General features: G+C 64.8%; 12 protein-coding genes. 10 read left to right on the top strand and 2 right to left on the bottom strand.

Translation table 11 applies throughout. From position 1 onward, the window contains the following. The first annotated feature begins 825 nt into the window (after window positions 1-825). From MLGJGCBP_RS48880 to MLGJGCBP_RS48840, 9 genes are all read left to right on the top strand, one after another. Window positions 826-1,200 carry a hypothetical protein gene (locus MLGJGCBP_RS48880; RefSeq protein ID WP_160098539.1) on the top strand — a complete coding sequence of 125 codons (375 nt, stop codon included), beginning with the start codon at window positions 826-828 and terminating at the stop codon, window positions 1,198-1,200. A gap of 23 nt (window positions 1,201-1,223) precedes the next feature. Further along, complete coding sequence (locus tag MLGJGCBP_RS48875; RefSeq protein WP_236581334.1) at window positions 1,224-1,805, top strand: hypothetical protein; 582 nt, start codon at window positions 1,224-1,226, stop codon at window positions 1,803-1,805. Window positions 1,806-1,831: 26 nt separating this feature from the next. After that, entirely contained in the window at window positions 1,832-2,044 is a 213-nt protein-coding gene (locus tag MLGJGCBP_RS48870; RefSeq protein ID WP_037198229.1) for a hypothetical protein, read from the top strand. Window positions 2,045-2,234: 190 nt separating this feature from the next. Further along, complete coding sequence (locus MLGJGCBP_RS48865; protein ID WP_201453180.1) at window positions 2,235-2,894, top strand: hypothetical protein; 660 nt, start codon at window positions 2,235-2,237, stop codon at window positions 2,892-2,894. Between the two features lie 77 nt (window positions 2,895-2,971). After that, on the top strand, window positions 2,972-12,034 hold the full coding sequence (locus tag MLGJGCBP_RS48860) for a helicase-related protein (protein WP_160098543.1): 9,063 nt from the start codon (window positions 2,972-2,974) through the stop codon (window positions 12,032-12,034). A 62-nt stretch (window positions 12,035-12,096) separates the two neighbouring features. Further along, window positions 12,097-12,846 (top strand): hypothetical protein, encoded by a 750-nt coding sequence (locus MLGJGCBP_RS48855; protein WP_160098545.1) that lies wholly within the window; start codon window positions 12,097-12,099, stop codon window positions 12,844-12,846. A gap of 46 nt (window positions 12,847-12,892) precedes the next feature. Beyond that, complete coding sequence (locus MLGJGCBP_RS48850; protein ID WP_160098547.1) at window positions 12,893-13,081, top strand: hypothetical protein; 189 nt, start codon at window positions 12,893-12,895, stop codon at window positions 13,079-13,081. After that, window positions 13,078-14,043 (top strand): Fic/DOC family protein, encoded by a 966-nt coding sequence (locus MLGJGCBP_RS48845; RefSeq protein ID WP_160098549.1) that lies wholly within the window; start codon window positions 13,078-13,080, stop codon window positions 14,041-14,043. The genes MLGJGCBP_RS48850 and MLGJGCBP_RS48845 overlap by 4 nt, the downstream gene beginning before the upstream one ends. A gap of 210 nt (window positions 14,044-14,253) precedes the next feature. After that, window positions 14,254-15,246 carry a pentapeptide repeat-containing protein gene (locus tag MLGJGCBP_RS48840; RefSeq protein WP_160098551.1) on the top strand — a complete coding sequence of 331 codons (993 nt, stop codon included), beginning with the start codon at window positions 14,254-14,256 and terminating at the stop codon, window positions 15,244-15,246. 27 nt (window positions 15,247-15,273) lie between these two features. Here MLGJGCBP_RS48840 and MLGJGCBP_RS48835 read toward each other — a convergent pair whose 3' ends face one another. After that, window positions 15,274-15,843 (bottom strand): HNH endonuclease, encoded by a 570-nt coding sequence (locus MLGJGCBP_RS48835; RefSeq protein WP_160098553.1) that lies wholly within the window; start codon window positions 15,841-15,843, stop codon window positions 15,274-15,276. A 192-nt stretch (window positions 15,844-16,035) separates the two neighbouring features. Beyond that, a complete protein-coding gene (locus MLGJGCBP_RS48830) occupies window positions 16,036-16,668 on the bottom strand; it encodes a hypothetical protein (RefSeq protein ID WP_160098555.1) in 633 nt (210 codons plus the stop codon). A gap of 236 nt (window positions 16,669-16,904) precedes the next feature. Between MLGJGCBP_RS48830 and mobF the strand changes: the two genes are divergently transcribed. Continuing rightward, window positions 16,905-21,245, top strand: coding sequence for a MobF family relaxase (gene mobF / locus MLGJGCBP_RS48825; RefSeq protein WP_160098557.1), 4,341 nt, complete (start codon window positions 16,905-16,907; stop codon window positions 21,243-21,245). Window positions 21,246-21,275 lie beyond the last annotated feature (30 nt).

The raw sequence follows: 21,275 nt of genomic DNA, 5'->3' as shown, positions 1-21,275 counted from the left end.
GTTGGCGATTTGGGTAAGGATCGGGAACCAGAAAGCCCATTCCCCTACCGAAAACCAGCCTGGGAGGTCAGGCAGACTGCCGATCATCTCGACTCCTTAGAACTGATTCCACCAGGTCGCGAATGCGATCCATGCGGAGCCCGGAAGTAGGTAGGGCGCCGAGAAGATGTCGACGGGTAGGTCGGGCATTAGTCCAACCATCAGTTCATCGCCTGCCACCACTCGACGATCGGCCACCAGACCGGCATGGTCACGGTCGCGAACCACACGTAGAAGTCACCAATCGGGCCATACATTCCTGGGGGTGACATGGCTAGAACTGATTCCACCAGTTGGCGAAGTTGACGTACCAAACGCCTGGTGGCCAGATCGGGTCGCCGAACACCGGGATGTCGAACACAATGCCGATCATGACTGTCTCCTGGTCCTCCCGACCTGCCTGACGTATCGCTGACCTGGCAAGGCTCGTTACCCAACAGGGGCCCCGCCCGCTCGGCGAACCAGGACACACGACTGGGGTCAGGTGACCCATGAACAAGCGCACCGCCGGAGTTGGAAGCAGTCGGCAGCGAAATGGTGGTGGAGGTGCTCAGCTCGACCACGCAGTCCGACGCGCGGCCGCAGACAAGTGCTGCACCGACGCGTAAGCCTTCCGGGAGCAACTGGCCCCTTCTTCGCTGATCAGTGCAGCCAGCAGTACCGACAGATTCTGTGCCCGAGCAACAGACGGTACGTAACTATTCTACTTGGAGAGGTCTCTATGTAGAGTAGGTCCTGAGTTGTCGAGTTGAAACGCGGATGAAGCGTGAACGGGAGGGCAGGTTTATGACGGTTCTGTTGATCGACCAGGCGTCGTTGCGCGGCGAGGGAGGGCTGGTGGTGCATCAACCGATGGGCGCCGGCCACGAACAGGCACTGGCGCAGCTGGCGCGCGAGTTCGACGAGCGCAACGACTCGCACGCCGAGACCGAATCCCTGGCTTCGAACATCACGCTCGACGACGGCGACCTCATCTGGCACAGCGGCGACGGCCACGACATCCTGTTCACCGTTGTGGACGTATCCGGAAGGCTCCTCGTCCGAGCGTTGGAGAAGTCGTCGGAGGGCTGGGTTACCGTCGCAGACCGACCCGTCGACCCGCGCGATGCCGCCAGCTCCGCACACGCAGTCTGGCAATTGATCTCACTACTGATGGCATGAACCAGAATCCAGAAGGAGCAGGCATGGCCAAGGTTGTTCACCTCGCGGAGGGCGTGAGGATTCCGTACCTGGAGCACTACGCCACCGATGTCGAAATGGTCGAGCTGAACGAACTCTTCGATGCGTGGGCGCGCCGCCACGAGGTTCTCGACGAGAGCGAACGGTCCAAGCTGGGGCCGCAGAAGGTCAAGTTCCTCGCCGCGTTGGAGGCGCTGGAGGGCTACCGATCCGTGCACACCGCAGTTTTCGAGTCCGGTCACTCGTCCGCGTGGTTCACCGTGGAGAACCCTCTCGCGGGCTTGCTGGCAAAGGCCAGGGAGCTGGATCCCTCCAATTCACGCCTGCGGCTGCAACCGGCGAAGATCGAGGTCGAACTGCCATGGACCAAGATCGAGGCGGTCACTCAGATCCTGGGCTTCCCAGCCGCGGCCGCGGAGGGCGGCAGCCCCCTGTCGGATGCGCAATGGAGGGCCGTGCCGTTCGCGGCCGGAATCCCGGGCGCAACGATCGGCGGGGCTGCCGCCCCCGGAAGTTTCGCCTTCGGGGGCGGCAGCCCCTCCCGGATTAGCGATGTCGATCCCGTGCGGTTCGATGAAGGCACCTAACACCCGCTAGAGAGGTTGGCCCCGTGATGGACGGAAACGCGTTCGCCACCACCGTGTTTGTCGCGTTCAATGTGCTGTCCATCACAGGGGCGGTGGTCTGTGCTCGCCGCTCGTACAACCGCCATCGCCGCCCCGCACGGGCGTTCATGGCGGGTATCGGCGGGTTGTTCATCGCCCCGTTGGTGCTGATGGTGTGCGTCGCTCTGGCGCGCCCTCAGGGGGCTCAGCGAAGCTCCTGAACCCACCGAGCAATTCGGCATTAGTGCAGGTCAGACACCATTTTTGTCGTTGTTCTGTAGTAAAATCGACCTCAGAAACTCCCCGTTTTCGGGTGGGGTGTCGCCCTGGATGGGCGCTGACGAGGAGGTCGAGTGGCACGCGGAAACGTCAACCAGGGCGCGTTCGATTTCGAGGATGAAGGAGCAGGGGATGGAAGCGCAGAGCGAGGAAGCGATCGAGCAGGTCGAGGGAATCGACGTGACGATCGCGGACGAGACGCGACGGATTCTGGTCGAGTGGCTCGGCCTGGACCCGACGTCCCCGCAGGACCTGGAGCAGATCGACCGCGAGGCTCTGCGCCTGCAGCAGCTGACCGAGTCCGCGAGCGGGCCGCTGGAGACACAGGCGCACGAGCAGTGGGCCGAGGCGAACCGGGGCATGACCCCGACCTACTGGAACGTGGTGCAGGCGAAGGAAACGGCGTGGCGGGCCGCGCGGGAGATGATCCTCGCCGAGGAACTGTATCCGCAGGTGACACCGGAGATCGCCGCCCGCAGGACGGAATTCGAGGCCTGGGCGGACAACCAGATCGAGGCGGAGCAGGATCGGGCCCGTCGGGAACACGATCCGGACCGGTGGAAGAGCCTGAACGTGCGGCCGATGCCGGTGGCGGAACAGATCGTGCACCGGGTGTGGCTCGATCGGCAGGCGTGGTTCCAGCAGTTGGGGCGGGCGCTGGTGGCGCAGCGGATCGAGGACAACCAGCCGGTGCCGATGACCGCGTACGACCCGATCGCGGACGAGCTGGCGGAGATGATCGACGAGGAGATCCGGCGCAATCCGCCCGAGGACCCGAATCTTCCGTTCTAGCTGCACAAGCGCAGTGGGCGGCCGCCAGCGAGCAGGTCACAGAACTCGAACGGCACGGCGCCAAGCTCACCCGGCAGTTGGCGGCCGCTCAGCGGGCGCTCGCGACCGCGCAGCAGCGAGGGCTGCAGGCCGGGATCGTCGCGAATACCGAGAACGTCCACAGCATCACCGGAAAGATCGAGCGGCTCCGCACCCAGTGGCGCGTCCAGTCGGCCCGAGAGGGTGAGCTGCGCAATCAGATCCAGGCGCTGGGCGTCGATCCGCATGAGGTGCCGCGTGCCCTCGTGCAGGAAATGTCCACAGCCGAGCGCACCCCGGCCGCCGGTTGGCGTAGCGAGGCGATCAGCCGGGCACAGATCCGCAAGCTCGAACAGCTGGCCGGTGAGGTCGAGAAGCCGTTCACGGTCGACACGACGATCACCAAGGGCGAAGCGCACGACCTGATTTCGGCCATCCTCAGCGGCAACCTCAAAGAGGTTCAGTTCCGCGATCGTCCCGCCGGCCCCCTGTTCCCAGAGTCCGCGCCCACCGACAATGCGCAGGTCGACACCGCAACCGCCGACGCCTCTGCCGACATCGAACCGGTCGCAGCGCCCGTCACGACGGCTGTGGACGCGACCGCCGAGGTCGAAGCCAGAATCCTGCTGACACTCTCCGAGCCGAACACCGAAGCGGATACCGCCGCCGCCTCCTCGGCGAACACCGCCACCCAGTTCCTCGCCTGGGCAGAGGGGCATTTCAAGACGAAAGCCCAGGTGGCGCTGGCCGACCTGATGAGCGACCGGCAGAACATCTCGGACGAGATGTTCACCGCGTGCCGGACGATTCTGCTCAACACCGACCGGTGGCACGAACTGGGCCGCAAGGCCGCCGAGGCGTACTGGGAAGCCCGCCGCCCCGAGACGATCCAACACCCGATCACCACGGCGATCACCGACGCAGTGGTGGCCGCGCGAGACGCCGACGAACGCGAGGTCGGCGAGGCCTACCTCGAAACCGCGCAGCGGGCCGCAGAGTCCGTGCTGGCGGCCGACGAGAACACCGAGATCGACACCGATCTCGATCTTGACGACGAGATGAGTCTCGAACAGGCAGAGGCCGAACTCCTCGAACTCAACGACCGAGTCGAGACCCTCGAGGCCGTTCAGGAAGCCCTGGACCTGGGCGTCATCCCCGAGAACGACTGGTACCGGCGCGCCCGAGCGAAGTTCGACCCCGCCACACCGCTGGACCTGCCGCATCCAGACTGCGACCTGGCCTTCGTCACCGCCCTGCGCAAGCTCAAGGGCGTAAAGGCCCGGGAGGCAATGACGAACCAGTGGTGGAAGGGCTGCGTCGACGCCCAACGCGACGTCACGGCCGCCGACCAGGCATTCCTGTACGCGGCGGCCGCCGCGGATCCGAACATCATCGACGCGGTCGGCGGCCGCCTCGCCGACGACCTCGCGGCGCACCACCCATTCGCGCGAATGGTCCACGAAAAGATCGTCGACCTCGCCCGCGACGGATCCACAACCCGACAAGCAGCCGCCCAACTCATCGTCCGCGACCGCCGCCAACTCAGAGACACCGGGTTCTACGACACGGTGACCCACGCCTGGACCGAGGCGCACCGCGACGATCTGACGTGGGACAAGTCGGTACGCGAAGAGTGGACGCAGTGGATGCGCGCGCACCTGCGCAGCGATCCGCTCGTCGCGCCCTGGGCAGGTCTGCCCTCCGCGACGCGTGTCCCGCAGCTCGAAGCCGCCATCGAGGTCGCCTTCGATGTCCTGAGCTTCGAGCGTCCCGATCTCGTCGACGCCACCGCGAGCATCGGCCAAGAGCGACTCGCCGCCGAACTGCGGCGCACCATCGTGCCCAACCTCCACGACGACATGGAGGTCGTCTACGCCCACAACGGCCACGAATACTTCGAACAAGGCGGCATGCACGGACTGCGGCTGAAATCGAAGCCACGGTCCGGAATCCGCCACGTCTCGGTGGGGTGGGAGTACACCCTCAACGGAGCCGACAACGAGGTCAACTGCGGTGACGACTACCGCGTCGCCGTCGGTGGCCTTCTCGAAGCCGCCGGCCACCCGATACCGGCGTGGGTCGAACGCACCTACCGGCCCGTGCGCGAGGCACGCGATCGTGTCACGTCCACCGCCACCATGCTCGCACTCGGGCACGAGTTCTACCACGCAGCCGCACACAGCGATCCGCTCTGGAAGTACTCGAAGAACGGATCCGCAGCCGCCGACACCGGGCCCGTCCAGGAAGCGCGCCGCGGCATCATCGACGACCTGCGCCGCACCCTGCCCGGCGACGTCTCCCTGCTCGAAGCGAAGGGCTTCGATCTGGACTGGGTGCTGCGGACCGAGGTAGACCGTGCGCTGATCACCGGGCTGCGGAAGAACAAAAACGCAAAGGACCCATACGCCACCTTCGACGTCAGCGATCTGACGATCTACCAAAACGACAGCGTGTACGTCGGTGACCCCGAGGGCACCCACATCGAGCTGAGATTGCCGAGGCAGAACCGAGTTACCGAGGCCGCCGAACTGGACGGGCAGGTCTACAGCGAGGTTCATTCCTGGCGCGAGGCCATCGACGAGGCCCGCGTGCTCCTGCCGCGCAAACGCGCCGCTGCCTCGTCCGAAACGGCCGAGGCGACTCAGATCGTCGAGGCCGAACGGGACGCTCAGACGCAGTCCGAACAGGCCACCACCGATGAGATCGAGATCGCGGCGGAGCCGGCCAGCCCGCCTGCCCTCGACGAACACCAGGAGACCACCGCCCAGGTAGAAGGGGCCGACCCGTCGTCGGAACAACCCGGGGTCGCCGACCCGGCGGCCCCCACTGAGCAGACCCCTCGCACCGCCGACGCGGAGTTGCCGGTAGTCCCCGATCACGTTCACGGCGAACCGATCACCAGTCCGCTGTGGCGCAACGGCGGCCTGATCGAGGTCCGCAAGGAAAGCGGCGGTCACGTCTGGGTTTCCCCCGAGACCGCCGCCCAGTACGCCCCCGCCGACTCCGCACCGGCCGCTGAGCCGGAGCCGGGGATCACCCAGGCACCCGAGGCCACCGCAACGCTCACACCGGACGAGCTGGCCGCCCTGGACCCGCTGACCGCCACCACCGGCGAGCTGGCGCAACGGCAGGCGCTGCTGGAGTCGATGCTCGCGGACTCCGAGGCGGTCGAGGAAGCCGAGGCCGAGGAGATCGCCGAGATCTCGCGGCCGACAGAGCCCATCGCGGCACCCGCGGACTTCGAGCTGGGCACCGACATCCTGGTCCCGTCCGGCGCGAAAGCCCGTGTCCGCGCCAACATCGCCGCTGCCCGGCTGGTCACCGAGCTGGACCGCGAACAGCGGCTGGCGACGGCGGAAGAACAGACAGTCCTCGCCCAGTGGTCCGGCTGGGGCGCGGTCCCCGAGGTATTCGACAACCGGGCACGGTTCCGCGATACCTGGCGCACCGAACGCGACGAGTTGTACGAGCTCCTCGGCGAGCGAGGCTTCGCGCAGGCCCGCGAGACCACCCTCAACGCGCACTACACCGATCCGGCCGTGGTCCACGAACTCTGGCGCGCCGTCGAACGCGCAGGGATGCCGAAGAACGCCCTGATACTCGAACCCGGCTGCGGAGCCGGGTACTTCGTCGGCACCGCCCCGGCCGGAGTGAACATGGTCGGCGTCGAAATCGAGCCGATCAGCGCCCAGATCGCGCACCACCTGTATCCGTCGCAGCAGATCCGCAACCACGGATTCGAGCGCAACTTCGCCGGAAACGACACCTTCACCGGCGCGATCGGCAACGTGCCCTTCGGCAAGGACGGCGTCTACGACCCGATCCACAACGCCGACGGCCATTCCCTGCACAACCAATTCATCGTCAAATCTCTCGCCCTCACCGCCCCCGGCGGCTACGTCGCGGTCGTGACCTCCGCGTACACCTCCGACGCGAGACGGCCAGGTGCACGTCAGAAGATCACCGAGACCGCGGACCTGATCGGCGCGGTGCGCCTGCCGACCGGAGCTTTCGACCGGCAGGCCAAGACCGCGGTCGTCACCGACGTACTGGTGTTCCGGCGCCGCCCCGACGGGCAGGAACCATCCCCCGAGACCGCGGCGTGGGCCGGCGAGGTCAAGAGCATTCCGCTCGACCATCGCCAAGGCGCGGACCAGGGCGGCGCACCGACAGCGCAGTACTGGATCAACCGCTACTTCGAACAGCACCCCGAGCGGGTGCTGGGCACCCTGGCGGTCGGGAACGGTCCGAACGGCAAACTGAATCTGATCGTCGAACCCCGCACCCACACACCACTGGCCGAGCAGATCCGCCGCCAGCTCGACCCGATCATCGACCGGGCCGTCGACCGCGGACTCGGATTCACCGCACCCCGGCCGTCGCCGACGGCCGCCGAACCGTTCACCTCCGCTGGCCTGTTGACCGGCACCGGAATCGAAGCAACCACAGTCGAACCCGGAACGATGCGGTTCGACGAGGTCAAAGGCCAGTTCGAGCAGTTCAAGATCGGTCAGGGATGGACGTACGTCAACTGCATCGGTAAGGACAAGGCCGAGCAGTGGAAGGTACTCATCGCACTCGGTGAGACCGTCATGAATCTGACCGAGGCGAGCCGCTCGACCGACTCCACCCGAGCCGACCGCGACGCCCTGCGAGTTCAGCTGGGCACCCTCTACGACCGCTACACCAACCGGTGGGGACCGCTCAACAGGTTCACCCTCACCGAACCCGCGCCGCTGACCGAGAAGAAGATCGCCGAACGCCTCGACAAGGCCATCACCCGGTGGCGCATCAAGACCGGCAAGGCCGAGGCGCGGGAGGAAGGGCTCAGCGCCGAGGAGGCCGGCCCCTACACGGGGCCGATCCCCGACGATGTCCTCGAGGACATGCAGGACAAGGCCGCTACGGAGCCGATCCCGCAGAAGAACCAGAACCACCTCAAGGGTGCGATCCTGCGTGATCCCCGAATCGGCATGGTGCTCTCGATCGAGAACTTCACCTCGCGGTTCGACGGCACCGATGCCGAGGCCAGCAAGTCACCGATCTTCACCGAGGACACCACCCCGTTCAAGAGTCGAGCCGAGACGGCCGACCATGTCGACGAGGCAATGGCGATCAGCTTCGACGAACTCGGCTACCTCTCACCCGAGCGGATGGGGGAGTTGCTCGACCTCGAGGTCGGCGATGTCATCGACCAGGCCCGCGGGCGCATGTTCCCGTCCCTCGATCACCCCGGCGAATGGGAGATCGCCGAGACGTTCCTCTCCGGGCACGTCCGCGACAAGCACGCCAAGGCCCAGCGCCTGGCGGCCGAGGACCCCGAGCTCTACGGCGGGGCTGTCGAAGCCCTCGAACGGGTCATCCCGCCCGACGTCGATCCGGCCGCCATCGGTGTCCGGCCCGGCGCGATCTGGGTACCGATTGAGTACTACCGGGAATTCCTCATCAAGGAGTTCGGCCTCAACCCGAACCGGCTCACGACCGAGTTCGACAAGGTCAGCGGCAACTGGAATTTCGAGACCGAGCAGAACAGCCGCCACAAGAACCCCACCAGCGGCTACACCGACAAGTACGGCAGCGCCCAGCTCTCCGGCGTCGAAATGTTCAACCTGATCGCCAACAACAAGGCTGTTCAGGTCCTCAAGACCGCCGAGGAACTGGAGCGGTCCCCGAAGCCGCGGTTCCATCCCGAATTGACGGCCGCGGCCCGGTCGAACGCGGCCGCTCTGCAGGAGCGGTTCGCCGAATGGTTGTGGTCGGACGGCGACCGCTACGTCACACTCGCCGCCACCTACAACGAGCTGTGCAACTCGTTCGTCAAACCGAAGTACGGCACCGAGTTCAAGCAGTTCCCCGGGCTGAACCCCAAGTACGAGCTGTACGACTACCAGGCCGCCGCCGTCCAACGGTTCCTGCACGACGAGACGATCCTGCTCGATCACGTCGTCGGCGCCGGCAAGACGTTGACCATGACGGTGTCCTGCATGGAGGCCAAACGACTCGGGCAGGTCCGCCAGCCGTGGGTCGTCGTCCCCAACCACCTGCTCTCACAGTGGGGCAACGAGGCCCGCGACGCCTACCCGAACGCGAAGATCCTCGTCGCCTCCGAGCTCGACGGGATCGAGGACCGGCAACGGTTCATCGGGCAGACCGCCGTCGGTGACTGGGACATGGTGATCGTCCCGCAGTCCGTGTTCGGGCTGATCGCGATGAAACGCGAGGCGCAGATCGAGTACCTCGAGAACGAGGAAGCCGAACTGCGGGGCGCCCTCGCGGCCGCCACCAAGTCCGGATCTGAGTTCTCCGTCAAACAGATCGAGAACGCGATCAAGGCGATGAAGAAGCGCATCGAGACGATCGTCGGGCAGAAGTCCACCGACGACGGTCTGAGCTTCGAGCAGTCCGGGTGCGACTTCATGTTCATCGACGAGGCGCACGACTACAAGAACCTCTCACGGCCCTCGAACTCCGCTGACCTGTCGGTAGCGGAAGGGTCGCAGCGGGCCACCGACCTGGAAATGAAGGCGCGGTTCCTGCGCAAGCAAGCCCAGGACCGCAACGCCCGGGCCGGCAAACCCAACGCGCCCGCCAAGGCGATGGCCTTCGCCACCGGCACCCCGATCACCAACGCCATGTCGGAGATCTGGGTGATGACCAAGATGCTGCGGCCGGACCTGCTGGTGCGGACGGGAATGAGCCGGATCGACAACTGGGCCGGCACCTTCGCCAAGCCCGTCACCGCGGTCGAAATGAACATCACCGGAACCAAACTGCGGATGGTCACCCGCATGGCCGAGTACGCGAACGTGCCCCAGCTCGTCGCGATGCTCGACCAGTTCCGGGACGTCGTGACCGCCGACCAGATCCCGGTTCGGCTGCCCGTCATCGAGGGAGGAACGCCCACGATCCTCGAATTCGACCAGGGCCATGACGTCCTCGATTTCGTCGCCGACCTCGACGAACGCCTGGGCAACGTCAAGGGCGATGAGATGCACATCGACAACACGCTCAAGATCTCCACCGACGGGCGCAACGTCGCCATGCACCCGAGACTGGCGAACCTGCCGTCCCCGCCCCCGGAGAACTCCCGGGTCGAGGTCGCCGCCGACGCCATCTGGAACGCCTACGTCGACAACGCCGACGTGGTCATTCCGGCCGACAAATACGGCCCGGACATGACCGGCGCCTTCCAGCTCGTGTTCTGCGACCGCGGGACACCGAAGGTCGGCGACAGCCGCCGCGCCCGCAACGTCTACACCGAACTGCGCGACGCCCTGATCGCACGCGGGATGAAACCCGAGGAAATCGCCTTCATGCACGACCACAACTCGCCCAAGGCAAAAGCCAAACTCACCGAGGCATGCCGCGACGGGCGGATCCGTGTCCTGCTGACCTCGACGAAGAAGGGCGGCACCGGACTCAACGTCCAGCGCGCACTCAAACAGCTCGTCAACCTCGATCCGGCCTGGACGGCCGCGGACATGGAACAGCGGATCGGACGCATCATCCGCCAGGGCAACACCTTCGAGAAGGTCAGCGTCATCAACGTCGTGGCCCGCCGCTCCTACGACGCGATGATGTACCAGTACGTCGCCCGCAAGTCCGGGTTCGTCGCCCAGCTGCGCCGTGAAGACGTCCCCCAGACGATGGAGGACGTCGGCGGCGACCTGTCGTTGTCGTGGGCGCAGACCAAGGCCGCCGCCACCGGCGACCCGGTCTTCGTCCAGCAGGTCGAGGCCGAGCAGAAGGTCACCATGCTCGAAGCTCAACGCAACGCCGTCACCAACAACAACGCCGCCCGACAGGCCACGATCCGCTCCCTCGAACGGCAGATCGCAGCCGCGACGGAACGGCTGCCCGAACTGAGGGAACAGAGCGGGAAACTCCAGGACTGGCTCGCCGTCGAGGACCGCAGCAAACGCATCTGGCACGTCGCCGGCCGCGCGGTGCCCGACAGCGAGGCACCCGAACTTCGCGATGCGGTCAAGGAATCGCTGGCACAGGCCCGCGAAGAGGTCACGAAGGCACGCAAGTTCCTTCCGATCGGGTCGATCAACGGAGTCCCGATCACCCTCGGCTACTCGCACACCCTCGCCAACTACATCGTCGACATCGCGGGGGAGGAGCGCTACATCGAGCGCGACAAGATGATCGACATCGTCGCACTCGACAGCGCCACCACCGGGTTCATCCAGTCCACCCGAAATCACCTCTCCGCCGTCAGCAACCGCGGCGACGCACTCGCAGCTCAACTCGAACGCGACAAGGCCAAACTCGACGTCGCCACCGCCGAACCCGAGCTGGTGTTCACCCAGGAAGACGAACTCGAACAGGCGAAACTCGAGGCTCACGAACTGAGCCTCGAGGTCAACTCCCGGGAGAACTCACCCGAGGCGCTACGCCGCGAGCGGCTCGACACCGAACGGCGCCGGGCCGACGGCCAGTACCGAGGATGGTCGCTCGACCTCAACCCGACCGAAGGATGGGCGGAGGAGCAAGGGATGACCCGAGAAGCGGTGATCGCGAGCGTGCCCGGGCGAATGGCCGCTGCCCGCAAGGAATGGGAAGAAAACGGCCAAGCCCGCGCCGAAGACCTCCAACGGCGGCCCTGGCAAACACTCGACGCCAGCGAATACGAGTGGCGGTACGGCTTCGACCCCAACTCCGGAATGCCCGGCGCCCGCACGTACTGGCACGGTCGGCAGTGGAACTGGGAATCCTGGGACGGCACCGGGCAGACCGATCGCGGAGCCGCCAACCGCCGCGGCGACGCCTTCGCCACCGGCGAACGGAGCGCCGACAAGCTCGCCAAGGAACGCGAGGTGCCCCGGGAGAAGCTGTACGAGGCCAGCCTCCACCGCGGCATCCAGGTGCGCGGACAAACACCGGCACCTGATCAGTCGACCGACGCCATCATCGAGCTGGCCCAACCGGTCGCCACGCTCGTGGAGCAGTCCGTCATCGACGGCATCAAGGCCGCCAGCAGCGGACACGCCCGCCCGATCCGAGATGTCATCGGCGACACCACTGCCGCGGACGATGGGAACGTCACCCCGATCCACCCGGAAGCCGAGATCGACCACGGCTACGGCATCGACGAAGAAGGCGAACGTGCCGTCTAATCGAACGCCGACACGAAAACGCGCGCGCCCGAAAAATTCCACATGGCAGTCAGAATGATCGAGTGAACGGCAATCGGCGGAACATCTACGGGTACCTACGGCTGATACTGCCGCCGGTGCTGGCGATCGGCACACTCTTCGTCCCAGGGTGGTATCAGTGGGCCATAGACAAGGTGATGACGCCGCTGGGCGACCATCCAGCAGTCCTACTAGGCGTGTTGGGTGTCCTCGTGGTTGCGTGGTGGTACACGGGCGTCGGATGGTTCGAATCGAACCAGCAACGCGACGGCAGGATCGAACAGCTCGAGACAGAAAATCGCGCTCTGCAGCAAGCGCTCGCGAAGCCTGACGCGGATGACCAGTTCCTGTTCGACAAGATCCTCACCGAGCTTCCCGAGGACAGTGGTCGACTGGGTTGGCTCACGTCTGGAGAGTTTTCAGGAAGGTCGTGGCGACAGAGCGACATGCGCAAGATAAGTGACTTCACGGATGCCTACGCCAATCAGAAGTTTCGCGACCCTGTTGTGCAGGCCGCGTGGACCGATTGGTGGAAAGCCCTTGACGATTTTTGGCGCAGGTCCTTGGCCGAAAGGACTAGCGAGGACATACCGATCGGTGGTGGTGAGGACTACCACTGTGAGATTAGGCAGCCGCGCGAACGCGACGACACATCACCCACCTACGAGCAGACGGCCGAGCAACTGATGGACCTGCGAGATGCAATCTTCGCCGCCCGAGACCGCTTCATCGACGCGGGATCTGATCAGAGATTTAGCCGCCGGGTGCTGATTGACGCCATCACCCCCATCTAACCAACTGGCAAATCTTCGATTGGCCAGAAACCACAGGAGGGGCACGATGTCCGAACGACTCACCGAGGCGCAGGCACGCGCCGAGTACGAGCGGCTGGCGCCGATCATGGCGATCGAGGGCCGAACGATGGACGAGCCCACCAAGGAACTCCTCGTCCAACTGCTGCAGGAGAACATCACGCTCGACGATGCTCTCGACTCGATCCTTCGTCGACGAGGCCAGACCGAGCAGTGACCCGCCCCCGCCCGTTCTCACAGGAGTGGATCGACTATTACATTCCGTCGACGGTGCAATGGGATGCCACCGGATTCCCGGACATCTCCGGTGCTGTCATGCGCAACCTCGTTCGCGTGTCCGCCGATCGGCCGTACGGGATCACCGACCCGGAGGTGCTCGACGTATACGAGGGGCTGTCGACATACAAGCGCATGTCCGAGCTCAGACGAGAGCCGATCCCCGGCAACTACGACCTGCAGCACCTACGCCGGATCCACCACCACCTGTTCCAGGACGTCTACCCATGGGCCGGCGAACTCCGCACCGCCCCACGCGATTGGCCGATGGTCAAACTCGGCCCGGACGTGCAGGCGTACCGGAACGGCATCCGAAACCCACCGGAGATCCCGCACCGCTACTTCGCAGCCAAAGAGGTCCGCGGATACGGCACCGCGGTGCTCGATCGAATGGCCGCCAAGAACCACTTACGCGGACTCGACCGCGAGACCTTCGTCGACGAGCTGACCAAGGTGTGGGCGCGGATCAACTACGTCCACCCGTTCCGGGAGGGAAACACCCGGGCGCAATTCGCGTTCTTCACACAACTCAGCGCGGACGCCGGCTACTCCTTCGACACAGCACGATTCCAACCCGTCGAAGCGAACCTTCCCCAGGAAAGTTCGTTGGTCGGGGATCTGCGGGAGCAGTTTGTGTGGGGACGATTCGAGTACATGCAGACCGGTGAGACCACGCTGCTACGAGAGACGATCGACGCCGCCGTGGTCGTCACTGCACCACAGCACGATCCGGCGGAGTCGACTCCGGGTCGCAGCTACGACCTGAGTGCTGTGCGAACGGCGACCGCGGGGCATCCCCGCCCCATCGGCCGGATGCTTTTGGGCAAGACCGAAGGAGGGGAGTCAGTAGAGGCGGGCGGACCGGACCGGTCGCACTCAAGCGGCACCGGGTACGAGCTGTAGAGCCGCCCAATCTGGATCACTCGGAAGAGGTGTCCCCGTCACGCCATAGGATCAGGCGACATCAGACGGGGGTGGAGCGTGGCCGGCGGAATGTCGCATGACTCATCCACAGCAGCAGGAGAAAGGTCGTTGAAAGGTGGTGTGGGTGAGGTGGAGGAAGCAAGGCGTTCGCGAGTCGCGCGATTTGTGTTTCCGTCGTGTGTAGGTGTTGTGGGACTCGGCTTCGGTTACCTTGCTGGCCGAGTCGTTACCGTTCCTGGAAGTACCCAACTGTGGGACATCGCCGCTCAACCTATCGCTACGGCGCTCGCCGGAGCTGGGGCCATCGGAGCCGGCTATCTTGCCTTTCACAACGGCGAGAAGAGCCGTGCCTTGGACACCGAACATCACAAGGACACGAGCGAGCGTGACAGAGAAGCTGATCTTCGAAAGCGTTACACGACTGCGGCCAGCCAGCTCGCCGACGAGAGCCCCGCAATTCGCGAGGCCGGGACCTACGCACTCGCTGCCCTTGCAGATGACTGGATTCGATTCGGTGAATCGACGAGCCAGGAGGAACTCGCGTACTCAGAGATACAGGTCTGCGTGAATCTGTTGTGTTCATACCTCCGTGCTAATCGGCGGATGCTCGATGAGGATTCGCGTGGTCCGGATCAGCGTGTGTTCGATGCTGGTGAATTTTCGGTTCGCACCTCTATTGCGATGGTCCTGGGAGACCGGGCACCGCAGTGGCGGGAACAGGGACAGAAGTGGCGAAGTGTAGACAGACTTAACAACAATCGATCGCTACGAGTCGATCTGTCGGGGGCGAATCTCGCGGACATGAAACTGGCAAGACTCGACTTCTCCGGTGCTGAGATTCAGGGTGCGGATCTATCCCATGCCAACCTTGCAGGTGCGAACTTCTCTGGTGCGAAGATGCACCGCGTGAAGCTGACACGCAAGCCGTTCATGATCGAGTCCAATCTGTCCGACGCACGACTGGGCGGCGCAGATCTATCTGGCGCGAGACTTCACAAGGTCAATCTGACGCGCGCATGGCTGATAAATGCGAATCTGTCTGGCGCCGACCTACGGACGGCGATAATTGATTCGTCCGAACGAAGTCTCATGGCAGCTATCTGGGATGAAGGAACCATCTGGCCCGAAGGATTTGAAATACCAACTCGACCGTCGTCATTCGAGGTCATAGGCGATCTGTGAATCCGATGTGAGGCCGGGCCTGCTATCTCAAAACAAAACATCTTGATCGGGGCCAGGATCAGTCTTTGCGCGAAGCACCGCGTCTTCGTTGTAGCCGTGCCTCAGTGCATCACGAATTGCGAGTGAGCGATCGACCCGAGACCGCCCACTCCCATCGAGGAGTGTGTGCCCGGATAACCGGCCGAGCGCGATCGCGAAACGAACATTCTCCGAGTACGTCGACTGCACCAGATGATCCGCGTGCACACGGACGCAGAGCGGCTCGTTGCATTTGTGCTCGCAAACGACCCCGTCGTCCATCGGACCGTGCACCAGCTCCACCGAGAAGCGGTGCGCGAGCACCGTCCGCTGGCGGTTGTCGCGTTGGTAGTTGAATCGTCCGTACCCATCCGGCGCGCTGATTGCCCCAGTCCAGTACCAACACGTCGGGGACTTCACGACCTTCGACCAGAACAGTGCAATCGCGCGCGCGTTCGGCGCAAGTGTCGTATCGACGGAGCGCCGTCGGCGAGTGCCGGCCGGAACATCAACGGAGCCGGGGCTGGTGCCGTCAGATTCTTCTGCAGGCCACAACCCCGGCTCGACTTCTTCAATCACCGATCACCCGAACCTGCGCCTGTGCCGTCCGGTCCGATCGACCTAGCCGGTCCATGTCGTTCATATCGACCCCGGCCACCACAGCGAGAGCCAGAGGTCGATCGCACCCTGCCACACGGGCTGTATCCACGGGAACACGTCGTAGAGGGTCACGGTCTAGCCTTCCGAAAGTTTCAGCCCCGGGTGCGATCGTCACGCCGAGGCGAGGGCGGGCGAGTCGACTGGTGCGACCTGAGCCTCGTCCTTGTCTTCCGCCGGGGCTTCGGGCTCTTTCGTGGACGGCGCCGACGTCTTTGCTGCGGCCGCGGTTTCGGTGGTCTGGGGGGCGGCGATACCGGCCTTCTTCAGTTCGGTCGTCGACGATGCGACCAGTTCCTTCGCCTTCTTCTGGGTGATGCCGAGGACGGTGGCGAGGTCGGCGTTCGATCCGCCGTGTGAGAACTGCACGATCGCCTGTGCGTACTCGAGCAGCAGCGCGTCTTCGGACTCGCGCTGCGAGTTCTGGAGCTCCTCGAGCTTGGTCTCCGTGTCCTTCTTGGTCTGTTCGATTTTCGCGGCGGTGTCTGCCTTGAGCTTCTCGATCTTCTTCTCGAGCCCGCTCTTCAACGACTCGATGCGGCGAGCACCTGCAGCCAGGACCGCGTCCCCTTCATGGTCGAGGTCGGCGAGCTTCTCCGACACCGCGTTCAGCGGCTTCGCCAACTCCTCGATGAGCTTCTGATGTTCGAGCGCGCGCTGTCGTGCTGCCTTGACGTTCGCATCGACGTTCTTGACGGTGTGCAGTCTGCGGGAGCGGATCGCCGCCGCTTCAGATGAGGTGGCCATGGCGCGAAGTGTATCGGCTCGACACCCTCGGGGGAGGGCGCAACACGGAGGCAGCAATCTGTGAAATCAAAACCCGAAGCGATGCGACACCTTCACCGTTCGAGCGAGCAACTACCTAACACCCTCGCCTCCGGCGAGAAGAAACTGATTCTGACGGCACCGTATAAACAGTCCCTACCTGCGGCAGGGACAAAATCTTTTACACACCTCTTGCACTAAAGGTGCCACCTGGCACAATGGTCGCCATGATGACCATCCACAAGCTCTCAGCTGGGGATGGATACACGTACCTGACGAACCACGTCGCGGCCGGTGACGCGACCGAGTCGAAAAAGGGCGACGTCATCGATTACTACAACGCCAAGGGCACCCCGCCCGGGCGTTGGTACGGGAAAGCTACGGCGCGAGCCGGAGTCGCCATCGGTGACACAGTTACCGAAAGTGCCATGCGTTCGTCGTTTGGCGCAGCGCGAACTCCGAACGCTTTTGCCACGATGCCGCCGGTGACGGCCTCGCAGCAGGAACGCTATGACTGGTCCGCCGCAACGGCGCTCGGGCGGCCGTTCAGCTGGTTCACCGCCTCGCAGGAGTACGTCCACGAGGTCGTGGATCGGTGCAACGACTACAAGCGCGCGACCGGGAAGTTTCCCGAATCCGCGGCGAAGGATGCCATCAAGTGGGACGTCGCGGTGCGCCATCTTAGGAAGGCGAAGGGCGACAAGGCAGCTCTGCTGAGCGACGCTGAGGTTACGAAATTCATCGCCGACAGCTACCGGAAGATGCGGCAGCCAGTCGCGGGCTACGACCTCGTCTTCACGCCCATGAAGTCAGTCTCGTTGCTGTGGGGGCTGGGCGATCCACGCGTGAAGGAGGTCATCGAGGCGGCGCACCGCCAGGCCGTCGACGAGACCTTGGGGTACGTCGAGGACGAACTGACCTACACCCGGCGCGGCGCCGGAGGAACGCGGATGGTCAAGGCCGAGGGTCTGCTCATCGCCCGATTCGACCACTGGGACAACCGAGTCGGCGACCCGAACCTGCACACTCACTGCGCGGTCCTGAACCGGGTCTACGCGGAGGGTAAGTGGACCACTATCGACGGCCGCATGTTTTACCGTGCGGCCGTCTCAGCGTCCGAGCGGTACAACACCCGAGTCGCGGATCTGGTGGCACGCAGCCTCGGCGTGAGCTTCGCACCACGCGCCGACACCCCTGCCGGAAAGCAGCCGGTCTACGAAGTCGAAGGCATCCCACTGGCGCTGATCGAAGAGTTCTCGCGCCGTCAGGCCATCGTGGACCGGCAGGCAGAACTGGCCCGCGAGTACACCGCCCGCCACGGCAAGAATCCGCCGAAGAAGGTCCAGTTCGCACAAGCGCAGCAGGCAACGTTGGACACCCGCAACGCGAAGAACCCGCCCCGGTCGATGGCAGAACTGCGGGCCGAGTGGGACGAGCGGGCACGCGCAATCATCGTCGACACCTCACCCCAGCAGCTGGTGGAAGAGGCACAGACCGGCCACGACAACCGACCTCCGTTCGGCCCCGCCGACCTCCCAGAATTGATCCGCACCGTCGAAGAAGACTTGTCCCGCAAGGTCGGAACCTGGACCGTTTACAGCCTCACCGCCGAGGTCCAGAGGCAAGCCCGAGCGTTCAGCTTCGCCGACGACCTCGACCTGGACGTCTATGTCCGCGCGGCCGTCGACACCCTCGTGAAGAACCATTGCATCCCCGTGTTCACCGAGATCTACGTTGCCCCGGACAAGCTGTCCGAGGAGATCGAAGGTGGTCTGGTTCGACTGCACACCGTCGACCGCACCACCATGCGCTACACCTCCGAGTCGGTCCTCGCCGCTGAGTCATTCATGCGCAGCAAGGCCGACGCCGCGAGCGAACTGACCGTCGCGGATCGTGTCATCCGGCGCCAGATCCGGAAGATCGAGAAGGCCGTCGCGAAGGAATCGAAGATCGACGGGTTCCACCTCGGAACCGATCAGATCGCGATGATCGAGCACTTCCTCACCGCCAAGAAGACGGTCGCCGTGGCCGTCGGCGCCGCGGGCGCCGGAAAGACCACCGCCGCCAAAGTGGTCGCCCGAGCATGGGAACAGACGAACGGCAAGGTCATCGCACTCGGACCATCTGCCCGCGCCGCGGAAGTTCTCGGATCGGAAATCGAGGTCGAGGGCCGCACCATCGCGGACATCCTGACCCGCGACAAGCACGGCGTCCCGACTGGGATCGACGCTGGAGACCTTCTTTTGGTGGACGAGGCCGGCATGGCATCGGCTCGAAACCTTGCCGACCTCACTCGAATCGCGGCGGATGCCGGGGCCGTGGTGCGCCTTCTCGGCGATCACCAGCAGTTGGCCTCAGTGGAGTCCGGCGGTGTTCTTCGCGATCTGGCCGAGCGCACCTTTGCACCGTTCCTGTCGAAGATCCACCGATTCCGCACCGAGGGTGAAGCGGCCGCGAGCCTGATGCTCCGCGACGGCGACGAGAGCGCGATCGAGTGGTATGAGGAGAACGACCGCATTCAGTCGGCCATGACTCATGAGCTCGCCGACAAGGTCTTCAACGCCTACGTCGCCGACGTCGAAGACGACGAGGTCACCCTCATGGTCGCCCCGACCAACGACCTGGTGCGCGAACTGAACCTGAAAGCCACCGCGTACTACCGGGACAACGGCACCGTCACCGGGCCCGGGATCGTGCTCGCCGATGGGCTCGAAGGGGCGGTCGGCGACGTCGTGGTCACCCGCAAGAACAACAGCAAGTACGTCGTGAAGGACGACAGGGGCAAACGCACCGGACGCGTCAACAATGGTGATCTGTGGACCATCGTCGAGATCGGCGCCGACGGCTCACTGCGCCTGGAGAACCACGCCAGCGGCGGCCGCGTTGTCGTCGCTTCCGACTACATCGCCGAGAACGTCCAACTCGGCTATGCCGCCACGGTCCACCGGTCGCAGGGAATGACGGTCGGGTCCTGCCACGTCCTGACCTCCGCGGGGATGGACCGGCAGGGCTTCTACGTCGCGATGACACGAGGCAAGAGCAAGAACATCGCCTACGCGGCGGAAGACGAACTCCCCGATTGGGACTTCGAGCATCGACCCGATGAGCATCCCGGCGCTCTCGGGGTCATCAAGGGCATCTTGGCCCGCGACGGATCGCAGCGCACCGCGCACCAGATGATCGAAGAGGCCCGCGTTCACGCCGAGTCGTTCGGCGCCATCAAGGACGGCTACATCGCGGCCGTCAGTGCCCTGTACGAGGAACACACCGCCGCGCTGCTGGACGAAATCCTCACCGACAAACAGTTCACCTGGGTCCACACATTCGGCGGTTGGGACAAGATCGTCGAGACCGTCGCACAGTCAGAGACGTTCGGCTGGGACACCCGCCAGCTCCTCACCGACGCCGCCAATGTGATGCGGGCGGTCGGCAAGAAGGGCAAGCTCGACGACGAGAAGAACACCCCCGGCAAGGTCATGGCCGATGCGCTCGGCAAGGCAACCGCACCCGGAATGCTGCCCCGTCGCCGCACGGACACTGTTGCCCGATACCGCGTTCCGCTCCTCTCCGAGGCCGCGGCCGGCGAGGACAAGATCCTCGCCGCCTACGCCCGCCAGCACCAGGAACAGATGCACGCCTACGTCGACACCTACATCGAGAAGGCGATCGACAGCGGCGCGGAATGGGCCGCAGCACTCGGCGACCCCGGTACCGATCCACGCAAGCAAGCCCTGTTCCACAGCACCGCCACTGAGGTCGCGGTCTCACGGATTCTGTGGAACGTAGGCGACGACGTTGCAGACCCGTTCGCATCACTGAATGAGGTCCGCACCGAGGCAGTGAAGAAGCAGATCGAGCAGATCACCGCGCCACGCCAGGCGGCCAGTGTCTACTCGGCGTACGCCACCGACGAGCTGAACACCGCCGCCGCGGCCGCGCGCCGTCGCATCTCCGACACACGGCAGATGCTCGGATCGGCGAAGCACGAACTTGATCGTGCGACCAACGAATCCAACGCAGGCGCGGTCAATTCGGTCATCGCTGAGATCGAGGCCGAAGAGCAGAAGATCCTCGCGGTGCGCCGCGCCCGAGAGATCCATGACCGGATCCAGCGCGATTCCGCCGCCACCGCCGAACAGATCGAACAGGCCAGCGCCGCCCGGCAGGCCGCCGAAGCGGATGCGCCGTCCGAACGACGATGGGGTGCGATCGAAGCATCGGCGGCCGCGAACCGCGCCAACCACGGACGCCGCCAGCGGGCCGAGCAGACGGACGAGCGGGTGCTCGGGCAGCTCCAGACGCGAATCGCGCGACTCGAAAAGTCGCTCGCCACCGACCGGAAGCGGCTCAAGCTCATCGAGGCAGAACAACGTCAACGGACCGAAAGCAGCGCAGCAGGACCGCGGCGCCGGACCGCACAGGTCACCGAGCAGCAGAACGACCCGGAACCGCCCATCTACGAGCAAGAAGCACCGCCCATCTACGAGCAGGAACCGCCGCCGCCCTATGACGAGGAACCGCCCTACGACGAGGAACACGATCGAGGGCCGGAGCTGTAGCTGAGCACTGAACATCCTCGCCGTTACCAG

Source organism: Rhodococcus sp. T7 (genome assembly GCF_009872365.1).
In the GTDB taxonomy this organism is placed as follows: Bacteria; Actinomycetota; Actinomycetes; order Mycobacteriales; family Mycobacteriaceae; genus Rhodococcus_F.
This window is presented reverse-complemented; position numbering and strand designations above follow the sequence as displayed.